The organism is Dyella japonica DSM 16301, assembly GCF_001010355.1.
GTDB classification, from domain to species: Bacteria; Pseudomonadota; Gammaproteobacteria; order Xanthomonadales; family Rhodanobacteraceae; genus Dyella; species Dyella japonica.
In genome coordinates this window covers 141,498-157,142 of record NZ_JPLA01000030.1, presented here as the reverse complement: position 1 = coordinate 157,142, position 15,645 = coordinate 141,498, and the positions used below count along the sequence as shown (strand labels likewise).

Below are 15,645 nucleotides of genomic sequence, written 5' to 3'. Positions count from 1 at the left end.
CGGGGATGCTCTGAACTATGACGTGTGCAAGGCCAGGCATCAGCGCGCCCGGGACCCCGGGCCTGACTCCGTTCAATTGCGATAGACTTGGCGCTTGCATTTCACGCGACCTTTTTGGAGCAGCTCATGGCTAAGACGCAGACCCAGCGCCTAGGCATCTTCCTGGCCTTGGCCGTGGTGATGGCCGCGACCCGTATTCATCTCTCGCTGTTCCACCATGATGTGTGGGACGCGTCGTGGGGCATCTTCTTCCTGGCCGGTTTCTGGCTGCGCGGTTCGGTGCGCTGGGCCCTGCCCCTGCTGCTGGTCGAGGCCGTGCTGGTCGACTATCTGGTGATCAGCAACCAGGGCATCAGCTTCTGGGATCACTACTGCGTTTCGGCGGCCTACTGGTTCCTGGTCCCGGCGTACGCCAGCCTGTGGCTGGGCGGCAGCTGGCTGGCCGGCCAGAAGCTGGGCCTCAACGCGCGCAGCCTCGGCCTCACCGTGGGCGCCATGCTGGTCAGCTGGCTGGCCTGCTACGTGATCTCCAACGGCAGCTACTACTGGCTGAGCAGCACCGTGCCGCAGCCGCGCAGCTTCGCCGCGTGGTTCGAGAACATGGTCGACTGGTACGGCTTCTTCCTCGAGACCACCGTGCTTTATGTGGCGCTCGGCCTGGTGGTGCATGGCCTGGTGGTGCAGCTGTCGCGCATGCTCGGTCATGCCGATTCGTCCAAGCTGTCGCACTGATCTCGTTAGGCAGAAACCATGGGTAACCGCCTTTCGAAGATCTATACCCGCACGGGCGACGACGGCAGCACCGGTCTGGGCGACGGTTCGCGCGTCGCCAAGGATTCGCTGCGCGTTGGCGCCTACGGCACGGTCGACGAGCTCAACAGCACCATTGGCATGGTGCTGGCCTCCGATGGCGTGAGCGACGATGTGCGCGAAACGCTGACCCAGGTGCAGCACGACCTGTTCGACCTGGGCGGCGAGCTTTGCATCCCGGGCATGGCGATGGTGCATGACGCGGATATCGAGAGCCTCGAGCAGGTGCTCGACCGCTTCAACGATCCGCTGCCGCCGCTGAAGGATTTCATCCTGCCGGGCGGCGGCATGGCGGCCTCCTGCTGCCATCTCGCCCGCACGGTGTGCCGACGCGCCGAGCGCGAAGTGATTGCGCTCGCGCGCGTGGAAGAAGTACGTCCGCAGGCGCAGCGCTATCTCAATCGCCTGTCCGACCTGCTGTTCGTGCTGTCGCGCGTGCTGGCCCGCGCCAGTGGTCACGGCGAAGTGCTGTGGCAGCACGAGCGACGCCGCAAACCGCAGGCGTGATCCTCGATGCTGCGGCTCTACACCCACGCCAGCTGCCTGCAGCACGATCCCGGTCCGGCCCAGCCTGAATCGCCCGCGCGCCTGCGCTCGGTGCTGCAAGCGCTGGATCAGGACCGCTTTGCGGCGCTCGATCGGGTGGAAGCACCGCGCGCCACGCGCGAACAGTTGCTGCGGGTGCACACGCCCGAGCATGTCGACCGCATTCTTGCAATCACGCCCGATGAAGGCACGGTTCGTCTGGACGAAGACACCTTGATGTCGCCAGGTTCCGCCGAAGCCGCGCTGCGTGCCGCCGGCGCCGTGGTCGCCGCGGTGGACGCGGTGCTCGGAGCCGAGGGCGGCAAGGCCTTTTGCGCGGTGCGTCCGCCGGGCCACCACGCCACACCTGATCGGGCGATGGGTTTCTGCCTGTTCAACAACGTGGCCGTCGGTGCCGCGCATGCGATCGCCGCGCACGGACTCAAGCGCGTCGCCATCGCCGACTTTGACGTTCACCACGGCAACGGCACGCAGGACATCTTCGCCCGCGAGCCGCGCGTGATGTTCATCTCCAGCCATCAGATGCCGCTCTATCCGGAAACCGGCGGCGCGGACGAACACGGCGTGGGCAACATCATCAACGCGCCGCTATCCCCGGGCGATGGCTCCTATGAATTCCGGGAGCTGTGGGAGGGCGCGCTGATTCCGAAGCTGCACGCGTTCAAGCCGCAGCTGCTGCTGGTGTCGGCGGGTTTCGACGCCCATCGCAACGATCCGCTGGCCGACCTGCGCCTTGGCAGCGAGGACTACGCCTGGATCACCCAGCGCCTGGTCGACGTGGCACACGCGCACGCACAAGGTCGCATGGTGTCGACCCTGGAGGGTGGCTACAACCTGCTCGCCCTGTCCACCAGCGTGGCCGCCCACGTGGGCGAACTGCTCGACGCCTGAGCCTGCGGTCAAGCGCCGGACGGCGTGAAATCCAGCGCCACCGAATTGATGCAATAGCGCAGGCCGGTCGGCTTGGGACCGTCCGGAAAGACGTGCCCCAGATGCGACTCGCAGGCCGCGCAACGCACCTCGGTGCGGCGCATGCCGTGCTTGTCGTCCTGCACCAGGCTGATCGCCTTGCGCGCCAGCGGCTGGAAAAAACTGGGCCAGCCGGAGCCCGAATCGTACTTGGCCTCCGACGCGAACAAGGGCGCCTGGCAGGCGACGCAGACGTAGGTGCCTGCGACCTTGTGCCGGTACCACTTGCCGCTGAACGGCGGCTCGGTGGCCGAACACCGGCACACCGCATATTGCTGCGGCGTCAGCTCGGCCCGCCACTGGTCGTCGCTCTTGCCCGTTTTCTGCTCGCTCATGCTGAATCCTTCTCCCGGCGTGCGCTATCCAACTGCCGTCCACGAGGCCTTTCTGCTAGTTTTACGAGCCTCACAGCCGACAGACTGCCATCGTGACGCCCAAGCTGCCTCCGCGCCACCTGCCCCCTCGCCGCCTGCTGGCGGTCGCCGCTGCCCTGGCCTTGTTCGGTGGCCCGGCTGAGGCCCAGTCGGCAGCCGAAGCGCAACCCGCGCCCAGCCAGCCCAACGCCCCCACCACGCCGAGCGTGGCGCCCGCGGCGGTATCCAACTGCCCGCTGGGCGCGTACCGCTGCCCGACCCGGCCGCTGAACTACAACATGTGTCACGCGAACGCGATGCTGTCGTTCTACGACCCGACCATGAGCAAGGACAGCTCGGTCCGCGAGACTTCCAATACCTATGTCGCCGCCCAGCGCGTGGACAGCTCCAACCAGAGCGTCTATCACCTGGAAGGCGACGTGAAGATGGACCGCGCCGACCAGCGCATGCAGGCCGACGTCGCCGACTACAGCGACGACACCACCGACTACGACGCGCGCGGCAACGTGCGCTATCAGGAGGTCGGCCAGCTGGTCTCGTCCGAGCATATGCGCGGAAACCAGAATGCGAGCACGTCCATCGCGGACAACGTCAGCTACCAGATGCTGACCAATCGCGGCAACGGCGTGGCCACCCAGGGCCAGATGCTGGACGACCAGCGCACCCGCTATTTCAACGCCACCTATTCCACCTGCGACGTGGGCAACCACGTGTGGGAACTCCATGCGAAGGACATCCGCATGGACAAGGAAACCGGCGAAGGCGTGGCGCACGACGCCACCATGTACCTGTACAACGTGCCGTTCTTCTGGCTGCCCACCTTCACCTTTCCGATCAACGATGATCGCAAGAGCGGCTTCCTGACCCCGACCGTCGGCAACTCCAGCCGCTCGGGCTTCATGATCAGCGCGCCGTATTACCTGAACCTGGCGCCGAACTATGACGCCACGCTCGACCCGCGCATCTACACCGATCGTGGCGTGATGCTGGCAAGCGAGTTTCGCTATCTCGTGCCGGGCAGCAGTGGCCAGTTTAACTTCGAGTATCTGCCGAACGATCAGGGCGCCAACGATCCCGACAGCACTGAAAAGACCAAGGGCGCCGACCGCTGGCTGCTGAAGTACTACGACTCCACCCATCTGTACGGGCCGTGGTCGCTCTACGCGGGCATCAACCTGGCATCAGACCGCAATTATCTGCGCGACTTCGGCAACGACTTTTATACGACCACGACCAGTCAGCTGACTTCCTCGACGTATATCAATGGCGCAGGCAAGTGGGGCGCGGCGTTCTGGAACGCCAGCTTCGGCGCGGACTACTACCAGAACGCCGACTACTCGCTGCCGGACACGTCAGTGCAGTACAAGCGCTGGCCGCGCGCGACATTTAATGTCGACTACCCGCTCAACCGCTGGCTGGATGTGGGCGCCAACACCGAAGCGGTCGCCTTCCGCAAGGAAGACTCCATTGAGGGAAATCGCCTCGATCTGTATCCATATATCCAGGCCGACTTCCGTGGCGCAGCGTGGTTCGTGAAGCCCCGCGTAGCCTATCGCTATACGGGCTACGACCTCACCGGCAACTCTCAGCAATACGGTTACTACGGCCTGCTTGGTTCCACTGATACGTCACCGTTCACCAGCAACTCGCCCAGCCGTTCTCTGCCCATCGTCAGCGTGGACAGCGGCCTGATATTCGATCGCAGCACCTCGCTGTTTGGCACCAGCTACACGCAGACGCTCGAACCGCGCCTGTATTACCTGTACGTGCCGTACCGCAACCAGAACAACCTGCCGTTGTTCGACACCAACCTGATGTCGTTCGACACCTGGGAGCTGTTCACGCCCAACACGTTCTCCGGAGCCGACCGCCAGGAGAACGCGAACAACCTCAGCGCCATGCTGACCACGCGATTGCTGGACGACAACGGCGTTGAACGTCTGTCGGCGAGCTTCGGCCAGATCCGCTATCTGACCCAGCAGCGGGTGCAGATCCCGGACAGCAACACCACGGTCCCTGGGCCGACCAACTGGTCCGGTTCCGACTACATCATCGACCTTAGCACCCAGCTCAATGACGACTGGAAGTTGATGTCGCAATACCAGTGGAATCCGGCCCTGGGGCTCACCGACCTGGGCGCCGTCACGGTACAGAAGCGCATCAAGACCGACGGCATCCTCAATTTCTCGTATCGCTACCGTCGCAACCCCGGCAGCACGCTGGCCCAGAAAACCCCGCTGCTGGAACAATACGACGCTTCCATTGTCTATCCCGTCTCCGACCGCTGGCGCCTGATCGGCCACTGGACCTACTCGGTGCTCGACAAGAGGACCGTGGAGGCCCTGGCCGGCGTGGAGCACGACAGCTGCTGCGTGGCCCTGCGCCTGGTGGCACGCCACTACGTGAATACCTACGACACCACCACCGCACTGGGCAACGCCAACACGGCGATCATGTTCGAGGTGGAGTTCAAGGGCATGGGTGGCTTTACCGGCCAGTCGGAAAACGCCATCCGCAATGGTATTCTTGGTTATCAATAACTTCCCCTATCGCCCACGGCGATCGAAGGCCCCGTACTGATGAAGCAGCCTCTCGCGTTGTTCCTGCTCGCGGTCGCCACCGCGACCGCCCTGCCCGCTCATGCCCAGCTGCTGCCCCAACAGGGCGCCGCCGAGGGCAAGCAGCCGCTCGACCGTATCGTGGCGGTGGTGGACGAGGGTGTGATTCTGCAGAGCGAGCTGAACGAGGCCGTCCGTTCGGTCCAGCAGCAGTACGCCAGCAACCCCGGCCAGCTGCCGCCGATCGACGTGCTGCGCCGCCAGGTGCTGGATCGTCTGATCCTGATGAAGCTGCAGGTGCAGCGCGCCGACGACCAGGGCATCCGCGTCTCCGATGCCGACGTCGACCAGGCTGTGAATGCCGTGGCGCAGCAGAACCATATGACGCCGGAACAGCTGCGCGCCGCCGTGGAAGCGGACGGCAACAGCTTTGCCGCCTTCCGCCGCCAGCTGTCCGACCAGCTGGTCGCCCAGCGCCTGCATGACAGCGTGGTGCGCGACCAGGTCAGCATTACCGACAGCGAAATCAACAACATGCTGGCCAGCCCGTCCTACAAGGCGGGTGAAGTCCACCTGGCTCACATCCAGGTGAGCCTGCCGGCCGGCGCCACCGCCGCCGACATCAAGGCAGCGCAGGACAAGGCCAACCAGGCCACCGATGCCATCAAGGGCGGCATGGACTTCCACGCCGCGGCCATCCGCTACTCCGATGCCCAGGACGCGCTCGACGGCGGCGATCTGGGCTTCCGCCGCATGGACGAGATCCCGCCGGCGTTTGCCGACGCGGTCGGCAACATGAAGGCGGGCGACGTCTCGCCGGCCATGCGCGGCCCCACCGGCTTCCACATTCTCAAGCTGATTGAGCAGCGCGCGCCGAGCCGCCAGGTCGTGCAGGAATACCATGCCCGCCAGATCCTGATCCGCCCCAGCGAACTGCTGACCGCCGAGCAGGCGCACCAGAAGGCCGAGGACATCTACAGCCGCCTGGTCAACAAGCATGAGGACTTCGCCAAGCTGGCGAAGGAGAACTCCAAGGACGACACCACCGCCAACAATGGCGGCGACATGGGCTGGTTCATGCAGAACGACTGGGGCTCGACCATCGCCCAGCACCTGGGTGAGCTCAAGGACAACCAGGTGTCGCCACCGTTCCAGAGCGAAGCCGGCTGGCACATCCTCGAGCGCCTGGGCACCCGCCAGAGCGACCGTACCGATGAGCTGTCACGCAACCAGGCCCGCCAGGCGATCGGCAACCGCAAGGCCGAGCAGGCCTATGAGGACTACCTGCGCGACATGCGTTCCAGCGCCTACGTGAACATCCTGGTGCCCGAGCTGCGCGACCCCAACGCGCCGCAGCCCCAGAAGTCCTCCTGAGGTCGCATTGAAGACCCAGACCCTGCCCCGACTGGCCATCACCGCAGGTGAGCCAGCGGGGATCGGTCCCGAGCTTGTCATCCGATTGGCCGCCACTCCGCTGGCGGCCAATTTCGTTGCGGTGACCGATCGCGGCCTGCTGGAACGCGCTGCGCAGCGCTGCGGGCAGACGATAGAGCTAATCGACGACGATGGCAGCGACCTGGCCGAGCGCCAGCCCGGCCAATTGCGCGTCCACCATATCGCGCTCGGCGCCACCGAGACGCCAGGCGTGCCCGATCCGGCCAATGCGCGGCACGTGCTGGCCACCCTGGCCGAGGCGGCCGATGGCTGCCTGCAGGGCCGCTACGCCGCCATCGTCACCGCGCCGCTGCAGAAGGCGTCGATCAACGAGGCCGGCATACCCTTCAGTGGCCACACCGAATTCTTCGCCGAACGCGCGGGCGCCGAGGTGGTGATGATGCTGGCCAGCCCCGAGCTGCGTGTGTCGCTGGCCACCACCCACCTGCCGCTGTCCGCGGTGCCCGCGGCGATCACGCGCGACGTGCTGGTGCGCGTACTGCGCATCGTGCATCGCGAGCTGCGCGAAAAATTCGGCCTAGCCGAGCCGCGCATCGCCGTGCTTGGACTCAATCCGCACGCCGGCGAAGGCGGCCACCTCGGCCACGAAGAACTGGACACGATCATTCCTACGCTTGAGTCGCTGCGCGCCGAAGGCATGCACCTGCTCGGCCCGCTGCCTGCCGATACCGCCTTTGTACCGGCGCTGCGCGAGCGTTACGACGCGGTGCTGGCGATGTACCACGACCAGGCGCTGCCGGTGCTCAAGAGCGAAGCGTTCGACCGCACGGTGAACCTCACCCTGGGCCTGCCCTTCATCCGCACTTCGGTCGACCACGGCACGGCGCTCGATCTGGCCGGCACCGGTCGCGCGGATCCGGCCAGCCTTATCGCAGCCACCAAGATGGCGCTTGAGCTCGTCGCACGACGCCGCGACGGCTCGCAAGGACATTCATGAACGCCCGCCCCAAGAAAAGTTTTGGCCAGCACTTCCTGCACGAGAAGCGCTACATCGAGCGCATCGTCAGCGCCATCTCGCCGCGCGCGGATGATTTCGTGGTTGAGATTGGCCCCGGCGAAGGCGCGCTCACGCTGCCACTGCTCGCGGCGGCCGGCAAGCTCACCGCGATCGAACTCGATACGGACCTGATCCCCGGCCTGCAGGCGCGCGCCGCCAGCGTCGGCGAGCTCAGCATCATTCATTCGGACGTGCTGAAGGTGGACTTCACTGCGTTGGCCCATCGCCACGGCGTGGAGCGCCTGCGCGTCGCCGGCAACCTGCCGTATTACATCTCCAGCCCGATCCTGTTCCATTGCGTGGAACACGCCGCCGCGATCCAGGACATGCACTTCATGCTGCAGAAGGAAGTGGTCGATCGTATGGCCGCGGAGCCGGGCAGCAAAGTCTACGGACGTCTGTCGGTGATGTTGCAGCTGGTCTGCCGCGTCGAGCCGCTGTTCGTGGTGCCGCCGGGCGCGTTCCGGCCACCGCCGAAGGTGGACTCGGCCGTGGTGCGGCTGGTCCCGCTGGGGCCCGACCAGTTGCCCGATGCCGATCCCGAGCGCATCCATGCAATTGTGAAGGCCGCTTTCGCGCAGCGCCGCAAGACGCTCAGCAACGCTCTGAAGAACGTGATGGACTCCAACGCGATCATGGCTGCCGATGTGGATCCCAAGGCCCGCGCCGAAACGCTTTCACCCCAGGACTACGTCCGTCTCGCCCGCGTCCCGCACGGCTGATGCGCGAGCCGTCGCTCGATGGCCCGCGATGCCATCGAGCGGCCTCAAGGCTTTACCCATGCGCCCCGACAACCCGTACAATCGGGGCATGAATGAAAGATCTTCCTACACGATCGACGTGCAGGTCGAACCCCGCTTTGTCCCCGACCAATCTCGTCCCGGCGACAACCGCTACGTTTTCGCCTACACGATCACCCTGCACAACGCTGGCGACATCGCCGCGCGCCTGTTGACGCGCCACTGGGTCATCACCGACGCCAACGGCAAGGTCGAGGAAGTCACCGGTGAAGGCGTGGTGGGCGAGCAGCCGTGGATCCGTCCCGGCGACGAATACGAATACACCTCGGGCGCGGTGCTGGAGACCTCGGTGGGCATCATGCAGGGCAGCTATCAGATGCTGGCCGATGACGGCACCCACTTCGAAGCGGCGATCCCGCCGTTCACCCTGTCGATACCGCGTACCCTGCACTGATGGCTACGTACGCAATCGGTGACGTGCAGGGCTGTCATCCCGAACTTGTACGCCTGCTCGACAAGATCCGCTTCGATCCCTCGGTGGACAAGCTGTGGTTTTGCGGCGACCTGGTCAATCGCGGCGGACAGTCGCTGCAGACGCTACGCCTGATCCACAGCCTGCGCGAGCAATCGATCGTCACGCTCGGCAACCACGACCTGAGCCTGCTGGCAATCGGCCAGCGCCGCCCCGAAGCGCAGTCCAAGGTGAATCCGGAACTGCGCGAAGTGCTGTTCGCCGACGATGCACCGGTGCTGCTGGAGTGGCTGCGCTCGCAGAAGCTGCTGCATCACGACGAGCAGCTCAACTGGACCATGGTGCATGCGGGCCTCGCGCCCATGTGGACACTGCGCCAGGCCCAGCGCTCGGCGCAGGAGATCGAACGCGAACTCGGTGGCCCGCGTCATCCGCGGTTGCTGAAGAATCTGTTCGGCAATCGCCCCGCCGCATGGAACAGCCGGCTGCAAGGCGTCGAACGCATGCGCGCGTCGATCAACACGCTCACGCGCATGCGCTACTGCGATATCCAGGGCCGCATCGACTTCGAGAGCAAGGGTGTGCCCGGCACGCAGAAGCCCGGCATGTACCCGTGGTTCGAAGTGCCCGGCATGCGCCGGCGCGAGACGCGCATCGTCTGCGGTCACTGGTCGGCGCTGGGCCGTTTCGCGGGCATCGGCATCTTTGCGATCGATACCGGTTGCGTGTGGGGCGGGCAGCTCACGGCGCTGCGCCTCGATACGGAAGAGCCGCAGTACATCACCGTCAATGCCGAGCCATATCGGAAGAAGATGCCTGGCGGGGATTGAACCTTGCCTGCAACCTGTGTGGGAGCGCACCCTGTGCGCGACTGCGGCATGGCGCCAGGGACGCTCCGTTGGCTGTCGCGCACAGGGTGCGCTCCCACAGTAGAGCGAAACAAATCAGGCCAAAAAAAACCCCGCCTAGGCGGGGTTTTTCTTTATCAGCTCAGCTGACCGTGGCAATGCTTGTACTTCTTGCCGGAACCACACGGGCAAGGATCATTGCGACCGACGCGCGGACCGTCCTGCTGCGGCGCACCGGCCGGTGCAGCCATGCTGCCGGCGGCCACCGCTTCGGCGTCCATACCCAGCGCACCTACCGGCGCACCGCCGCCGCTGGCGAGCATCTGGCGCTGCAAGCGATCGGCCAGGCGCTGCTGCTCGGCTTCCATCGCGGCGACTTCTTCCTCGCTGCGCACGCGCACGCGCGCGAGCATCTGCACGACTTCGGCCTTGATGCGGTCGAGCATGCTGGAGAACAGCTCGAACGATTCGCGCTTGAACTCCTGCTTGGGCTGCTTCTGCGCATAGCCGCGCAGATAGATGCCCTGGCGCAGGTAGTCCATGCTCGCCAGGTGTTCCTTCCAGGCGTTGTCCACCACGCTGAGCATGATGTGCTTTTCGAGCTGACGCATGGTCTCCACGCCAGTCTGCTGTTCCTTCGCCTTGAACAGCTGCTCGACGGCCTGGCGGACGTGCTCCAGGATCATCTTGTCGTCGATCTCGTGCTGCTGGTCGATCCACGCCTTCAGGTCGATCGACAGGCCGAACTCGCTTTCCAGCTCGCGATCGAGACCTGCGATATCCCACTGCTCGTCGATGCTGTCGGCCGGCACGTGACGATGCACCAGCTCGCTGACCACGTCATCGCGGATATCGGCGATGGTGTCGGACACGTCATCGACCACCAGCAGTTCGTCGCGCTGCGCGTAGATCACCTTGCGCTGATCGTTGGCGACGTCGTCGAACTCAAGCAGGTGCTTGCGGATGTCGAAGTTGTGCTGCTCGACCTTGCGCTGCGCCTTTTCGATCTGGCGGCTGACCATGCGGTCTTCCAGCGCGTCTTCTTCCTTCATGCCGAACATGCGCATCCAGCGGCCGACCCAGTCGCCGGCGAAGATGCGCAGCAGGTTGTCTTCCAGCGACAGATAGAAGCGCGAGGAACCCGGATCGCCCTGACGGCCCGAACGGCCGCGCAGCTGGTTGTCGATACGACGCGATTCGTGACGCTCGGTACCCACGATATGCAGGCCGCCGGCAGCGAGCACCTTCTCGTGCAGCTTCTTCCACTCGGCCTTGACCTTGCTGCGGTCGGCGTCGGTCGCATCTTCCGGCAACTGCGCAAGCGCAGCTTCCAGGCTGCCGCCGAGCACGATGTCGGTACCGCGGCCGGCCATGTTGGTGGCGATGGTGACCGAGCCAGGTGCACCGGCCTGCGCCACGATATGCGCTTCGCGTTCGTGCTGTTTGGCGTTGAGCACTTCGTGCGCAATCTTTTCCTTGCGCAGCAGATCGGACAGCAACTCGGACACTTCGATCGAGGTGGTACCCACCAGCACCGGCTGTCCGCGCTTGTGGCAATCCTTGATGTCCTCGATCACGGCGCGGTACTTGGCCTGCTGGCCAAGGAAGACCATGTCGGAGTTGTCCTGGCGGATCATCGGCTTGTGGGTGGGGATCACCACCACTTCCAGGCCGTAGATCTGCTGGAATTCGTAGGCTTCCGTATCGGCCGTACCGGTCATGCCGGCCAGCTTCTTGTACATGCGGAACAGGTTCTGGAAGGTGATCGTGGCGAGCGTCTGGTTCTCGCGCTGGATCGGCACGCCTTCCTTCGCTTCCACCGCCTGGTGCAGGCCATCGGACCAGCGACGACCCGCCAGCGTACGGCCGGTGAACTCATCAACGATGATCACTTCGCCATCGCGCACGATGTAGTCGACGTCGCGGTGATAGATCGCGTTGGCGCGCAGCGCGGCATTGAGGTGATGCACGACGGCCAGGTTCTTCGAATCGTACAGGCCGCTGTCGGCGTCGATCACGCCGGCCTGGCGCAGCAGTTCGTCGGCGTGCGACATGCCCTCTTCGGACAGGTGCACCTGCTTCTGCTTCTCGTCGACGAAGTAATCGCCGGCGCTGTCTTCCTTCTCCTGGCGGATCATCTTGGGCACGATCTTGTTCACCGCCAGGTACAGCTGCGGGGAATCCTCGGCCGGGCCGGAAATGATCAGCGGCGTGCGCGCTTCGTCGATCAGGATGGAGTCCACCTCGTCGACGATGGCGTAGTGCAGGCCGCGCTGGTAGCGCTGGTCCTTGCTGAGCGCCATGTTGTCGCGCAGGTAGTCGAAACCGAATTCGTTGTTGGTGCCGTAGGTGATGTCGGCCGAGTAAGCCACGTGCTTGTCGGAGTGATCCATGCCCGGCCACACCACGCCGGTGCTCAGGCCGAGGAAGCCGTACAGCTTGCCCATCTGCGCCGAGTCGCGGCGAGCAAGGTAGTCGTTCACCGTGACCACGTGCACGCCCTTGCCTTCGAGCGCATTGAGGTAGACCGGCAGCGTGCCGACCAGGGTCTTGCCTTCGCCCGTGCGCATTTCGGCGATGCGGCCCGAATGCAGCACCATGCCGCCAATCAGCTGCACGTCGTAGTGGCGCATGCCGAGCACGCGCTTGGCACCTTCGCGCACCACGGCAAAGGCTTCCGGCAGCAGCTTGTCCAGCGACTCGCCCGCAGCGACGCGCTGCTTGAACTCGTCCGTCTTGGCGCGCAGCGCCTCGTCGCTCAGCTTCTCGAACTCGGGTTCCAACGCATTGATGCGCGCGACATTTTTGGAGAGCTGGCGCAGCACACGTTCGTTGCGGCTACCAAAAAGGCTCGTCAGGGCACGGTTGAGCATCGATCTTCCGGATCTAAGATTCATGAACGGCCTGCCCGGCAAATCCAGGCAGGACGAAAGGATTGATGATACTAGGGTCGGCGGGCTATCCCAAACGGCGCGTCGCCACAGGCGTCGGCCGGCACCGAGACGCAGCACCCCCTTACGGGTACGCCGCAGACTCCCCCATCATCGTCCCGTTCATGGAGTGGCGGCGCGCCAGAATGCTTTCAAGGGCAGCTTCAGCCGCCCTGGTCGGCGCGCTCAGCGATGGTTCTTCACGAAGGCCAGCGGATTGACCACGCGGCCCTTGTACCAGACCTCGAAATGCACATGGGAACCGGTGGAGCGGCCGGTGGAACCGGCTTCGGACACCACGTCGCCCACGTGTACGCGCTGGCCCGGGCTGACTTCCAGTCGGCTGTTGTGGGCGTAGCGGGTCATATAGCCATTGCCGTGGTCGATCTCGATGACCTCGCCGTAACCCGTGCGCTCGCCGGCATAGGTGACCATGCCCTCGGCCACGGCGTGGACCGGCGTGCCCTTGGGCGCGGAGATGTCCAGACCGGTGTGGTAGGCGCTATGACCGCTGAACGGATCCGGGCGACCACCGAAATAGGAGGAGATATAGCCTTCGACCGGCATCCCGGTGGGCTTGAGATTGGATTCGATCTTGGCGTCCAGCAGCAGGCTCTGCAGCGCGGAGAGCTGCGCCTGCTGGCTGTCGAACTGACTGGCGAGCTGGTTGATGCTGATGTCGAGGTTCTGCGGCAGCGAATAACCGGCGTCCGCGCTGTCTTCCACACCACCGACGGCCGGCTGCTCGTCGAAGTTGAATTCGCCATCGTCCAGCTTGCCGACCTGGGTCAGGCGCTCGCCCAGGGCGTTCAAACGGGTGGACTGTGCCTGCAGCTGGCCCAGCTTGACCGCCAGCGCGTCGATATCGCGCTGGGCGTCCTTGCGTACGCCGCCGAGTTGCTCGTTCTGCTGTTGCACCTGCTGCCGCAGGCGGCGGATTTCCGCCAGGGCGCGGTCATGCGGACTGGCTACCGCCATGGCCACGGCGCCGCCCAGACCCGCACAGGCGAGTACGCCCGCCGCGGCAATCGCAAACAGGCGCCAGCGCAGGCGTCGATCGGCGAGGTTCCAGGTTTTCGGCACCTTTTTGGTGCGGGACACAAGTATGATTTGCATATTGTTCTACGTCAGAAGATGTCGGCATCCATGCAGCGCGATGACCCTAAGCCTTATCGCCGCTCCGGTTCCGGCCTCAAAGCCATTACCGACTACGGCCCCATTGCCTCACTGGCTCGCAAAGCCCGTGAGCTTGATGCCTTGGATCGCGCACTGCGCCAGACGTTACCGTCACCACTCCGCGATCAGGTTCGCTTCGCCAACCTGAAAGACGGCCGCCTCGTTTTTCTGGCTCCCTCGCCGGCTCTGGCCGCCAGGCTGCGCCTGCTCCAGGCGCAAATCCTCTCGACCGCACGTGCCGTGGGCACGTACGCCAGTTCAGTCACCGTGAAAGTGGCCCCCCAACCACCGACAGAAAACGTGCCGGATCGGTCAAAACCGCTTTCGCCAGCTGCCGCCTCTCACTTGAGAGCCGCCGCAGCCTCAACCACAGACCCCGAATTGCGGGAACTGTTCCTCGAGTTGGCGTCCATCGCCGAAGTTTCTGATTCCCGATCCGACGAAACCCCCTGACGCTGGGTTCCGGCTTGCTACTCCATCGACGCACTTCCCAGGCACCGGCCCGGAGGTCGGTGCTCATGGGTTTATACCACGCCCCCACGGACCTGATAGACCCTGATGTCATCAGTACGTGAACAGCTGCCAATAGAAGGCGCGAGGTATATCACAAAACGAACGGCCGCGTCCCAGGGACGCGGCCGTTCAGTTTGTTCAGGTTTGTCGAGGACTTAGCTGATCGCGGGGCGATCAGATCGCCTGCGCCGGGTGGGCGTAGGAGATCGGCGAGGTGGCCGGATCGTCCGCGAAGCTGACCTCTTCCCAGGCCGTGGCGTCGGCCATCAGGGTGCGCAGGAGCTTGTTGTTGAGCTCGTGGCCCGACTTGTGGGCGTAGTAGGCGCCGACCAGGCTGTGGCCGAGCAGGTACAGATCGCCAATCGCGTCGAGGATCTTATGCTTGACGAACTCGTCCTCGTAACGGAGGCCGTCTTCGTTGAGCACGCGGTAGTCGTCCAGCACCACGGCGTTGTCCATCGAGCCGCCGAGCGCGAGGTTGTGTTCGCGCAGCATCTCGATGTCGCGCATGAACCCGAAGGTGCGGGCGCGGCTCACTTCCTTCACGAAGGAGGTGGTGGAGAAATCGATTTCAGCGCGCGAGGTGCGCTTGCTGATGATCGGGTGGTTGAACTCGATCGAGAAACCGACCTTGAAGCCTTCGAACGGCTCAAAGCTGGCCCACTTGTCGCCGTCCTGCACCTTGATTGGCTTCTTGATGCGGATGAAGCGCTTGGCGACGTTCTGCTCTTCGATACCGGCCGACTGCAGCAGGAACACGAAGGGACCGGCGCTGCCGTCCATGATCGGCACTTCCGGAGCGGAGAGGTCGACGTAGGCGTTGTCGATGCCGAGGCCTGCCATCGCCGAGAGCAGATGCTCCACCGTCGAAACGCGGACTTCGCCATTGACCAGCGTGGTCGAAAGACGCGTGTCGCCGACATTGTCGGGGCGTGCGTAGATTTCGACCGGCGGATTGAGATCGGTACGGCGGAACACGATGCCCGTATTCGGGGCAGCGGGACGTAGCGTCATGTACACCTTGTCGCCGGTATGCAGACCGACGCCGGTGGCGCGAATGATGTTCTTGAGCGTACGCTGCTTGATCATTTTTTTGGTACCTGTAAGGGGCAGCAGCCAATTTAGGGAACGGATGCTAACACAGTCTTAACCTGTGAAAAGGCGATCCGCGCCACACACACTGTTCACCCTTTCATGCTCCTTTCATTCACGAACGATTTCCGTTCGTGGGGTGCGCAGCATTTATTCAAGTACTTT

General features: G+C 64.4%; 14 protein-coding genes. 10 read left to right on the top strand and 4 right to left on the bottom strand.

Going from position 1 to position 15,645, the window contains the following annotated elements; translation table 11 throughout:
• Positions 1-126 precede the first annotated feature (126 nt).
• Genes Y882_RS12485 through Y882_RS12475 form a run of 3 tightly spaced genes read left to right on the top strand, consistent with a single transcriptional unit; the run spans position 127 to position 2,247 of the window.
• A complete protein-coding gene (locus tag Y882_RS12485; RefSeq protein ID WP_046972246.1) occupies positions 127-732 on the top strand; it encodes a membrane protein in 606 nt (201 codons plus the stop codon).
• A gap of 18 nt (positions 733-750) precedes the next feature.
• Positions 751-1,317, top strand: a complete 567-nt coding sequence (locus Y882_RS12480) for a cob(I)yrinic acid a,c-diamide adenosyltransferase (protein WP_046972245.1) — start codon at positions 751-753, stop codon at positions 1,315-1,317.
• A 6-nt stretch (positions 1,318-1,323) separates the two neighbouring features.
• Entirely contained in the window at positions 1,324-2,247 is a 924-nt protein-coding gene (locus Y882_RS12475) for a histone deacetylase family protein (protein ID WP_046972244.1), read from the top strand.
• 8 nt (positions 2,248-2,255) lie between these two features.
• Here Y882_RS12475 and msrB read toward each other — a convergent pair whose 3' ends face one another.
• Positions 2,256-2,660 carry a peptide-methionine (R)-S-oxide reductase MsrB gene (msrB, locus tag Y882_RS12470; protein ID WP_046972243.1) on the bottom strand — a complete coding sequence of 135 codons (405 nt, stop codon included), beginning with the start codon at positions 2,658-2,660 and terminating at the stop codon, positions 2,256-2,258.
• A 92-nt stretch (positions 2,661-2,752) separates the two neighbouring features.
• Here msrB and Y882_RS12465 point away from each other — a divergent pair, with 92 nt between their 5' ends.
• The 6 genes from Y882_RS12465 (at position 2,753) to Y882_RS12440 (ending at position 9,751) form a co-directional block, all read left to right on the top strand.
• Positions 2,753-5,239, top strand: coding sequence for an LPS-assembly protein LptD (locus tag Y882_RS12465; protein ID WP_046972242.1), 2,487 nt, complete (start codon positions 2,753-2,755; stop codon positions 5,237-5,239).
• Positions 5,240-5,278: 39 nt separating this feature from the next.
• Positions 5,279-6,631 carry a peptidylprolyl isomerase gene (locus Y882_RS12460; RefSeq protein ID WP_046972241.1) on the top strand — a complete coding sequence of 451 codons (1,353 nt, stop codon included), beginning with the start codon at positions 5,279-5,281 and terminating at the stop codon, positions 6,629-6,631.
• Positions 6,632-6,638: 7 nt separating this feature from the next.
• Positions 6,639-7,649: a 4-hydroxythreonine-4-phosphate dehydrogenase PdxA gene (gene pdxA / locus Y882_RS12455; protein ID WP_244466335.1), complete on the top strand. Its 1,011-nt coding sequence runs from the start codon at positions 6,639-6,641 to the stop codon at positions 7,647-7,649.
• The gene (rsmA, locus tag Y882_RS12450) at positions 7,646-8,431 is read left to right on the top strand and encodes a 16S rRNA (adenine(1518)-N(6)/adenine(1519)-N(6))-dimethyltransferase RsmA (protein ID WP_046972240.1); all 786 of its coding nucleotides are present in this window, start codon (positions 7,646-7,648) and stop codon (positions 8,429-8,431) included. The genes pdxA and rsmA overlap by 4 nt, the downstream gene beginning before the upstream one ends.
• A gap of 88 nt (positions 8,432-8,519) precedes the next feature.
• Entirely contained in the window at positions 8,520-8,903 is a 384-nt protein-coding gene (gene apaG / locus Y882_RS12445) for a Co2+/Mg2+ efflux protein ApaG (RefSeq protein WP_046972288.1), read from the top strand.
• Positions 8,903-9,751, top strand: coding sequence for a symmetrical bis(5'-nucleosyl)-tetraphosphatase (locus Y882_RS12440; protein WP_046972239.1), 849 nt, complete (start codon positions 8,903-8,905; stop codon positions 9,749-9,751). The genes apaG and Y882_RS12440 overlap by 1 nt, the downstream gene beginning before the upstream one ends.
• Before the next feature lie 155 nt (positions 9,752-9,906).
• On the opposite strand, the gene secA is transcribed toward Y882_RS12440, so the two are convergent.
• Complete coding sequence (gene secA / locus Y882_RS12435) at positions 9,907-12,642, bottom strand: preprotein translocase subunit SecA (protein WP_046972238.1); 2,736 nt, start codon at positions 12,640-12,642, stop codon at positions 9,907-9,909.
• A gap of 243 nt (positions 12,643-12,885) precedes the next feature.
• Entirely contained in the window at positions 12,886-13,815 is a 930-nt protein-coding gene (locus Y882_RS12430; protein WP_046972237.1) for a M23 family metallopeptidase, read from the bottom strand.
• Between the two features lie 30 nt (positions 13,816-13,845).
• Between Y882_RS12430 and Y882_RS12425 the strand changes: the two genes are divergently transcribed.
• On the top strand, positions 13,846-14,328 hold the full coding sequence (locus Y882_RS12425; RefSeq protein WP_046972287.1) for a DciA family protein: 483 nt from the start codon (positions 13,846-13,848) through the stop codon (positions 14,326-14,328).
• A gap of 234 nt (positions 14,329-14,562) precedes the next feature.
• Here the strand turns inward: Y882_RS12425 and lpxC are convergent, their stop codons facing one another.
• The gene (gene lpxC, locus Y882_RS12420) at positions 14,563-15,477 is read right to left on the bottom strand and encodes a UDP-3-O-acyl-N-acetylglucosamine deacetylase (RefSeq protein WP_046972236.1); all 915 of its coding nucleotides are present in this window, start codon (positions 15,475-15,477) and stop codon (positions 14,563-14,565) included.
• Positions 15,478-15,645 lie beyond the last annotated feature (168 nt).

Coding starts and splice junctions, on each gene's coding strand:
- Y882_RS12485 (WP_046972246.1), top strand. CDS start 127: ATGGCTAAGACGCAGACCCAGCGCCTAGGCATCTTCCTGGCCTTGGCC.
- Y882_RS12480 (WP_046972245.1), top strand. CDS start 751: ATGGGTAACCGCCTTTCGAAGATCTATACCCGCACGGGCGACGACGGC.
- Y882_RS12475 (WP_046972244.1), top strand. CDS start 1,324: ATGCTGCGGCTCTACACCCACGCCAGCTGCCTGCAGCACGATCCCGGT.
- msrB (WP_046972243.1), bottom strand. CDS start 2,660: ATGAGCGAGCAGAAAACGGGCAAGAGCGACGACCAGTGGCGGGCCGAG.
- Y882_RS12460 (WP_046972241.1), top strand. CDS start 5,279: ATGAAGCAGCCTCTCGCGTTGTTCCTGCTCGCGGTCGCCACCGCGACC.
- rsmA (WP_046972240.1), top strand. CDS start 7,646: ATGAACGCCCGCCCCAAGAAAAGTTTTGGCCAGCACTTCCTGCACGAG.
- apaG (WP_046972288.1), top strand. CDS start 8,520: ATGAATGAAAGATCTTCCTACACGATCGACGTGCAGGTCGAACCCCGC.
- Y882_RS12440 (WP_046972239.1), top strand. CDS start 8,903: ATGGCTACGTACGCAATCGGTGACGTGCAGGGCTGTCATCCCGAACTT.
- secA (WP_046972238.1), bottom strand. CDS start 12,642: ATGCTCAACCGTGCCCTGACGAGCCTTTTTGGTAGCCGCAACGAACGT.
- Y882_RS12430 (WP_046972237.1), bottom strand. CDS start 13,815: ATGCAAATCATACTTGTGTCCCGCACCAAAAAGGTGCCGAAAACCTGG.
- Y882_RS12425 (WP_046972287.1), top strand. CDS start 13,846: ATGCAGCGCGATGACCCTAAGCCTTATCGCCGCTCCGGTTCCGGCCTC.
- lpxC (WP_046972236.1), bottom strand. CDS start 15,477: ATGATCAAGCAGCGTACGCTCAAGAACATCATTCGCGCCACCGGCGTC.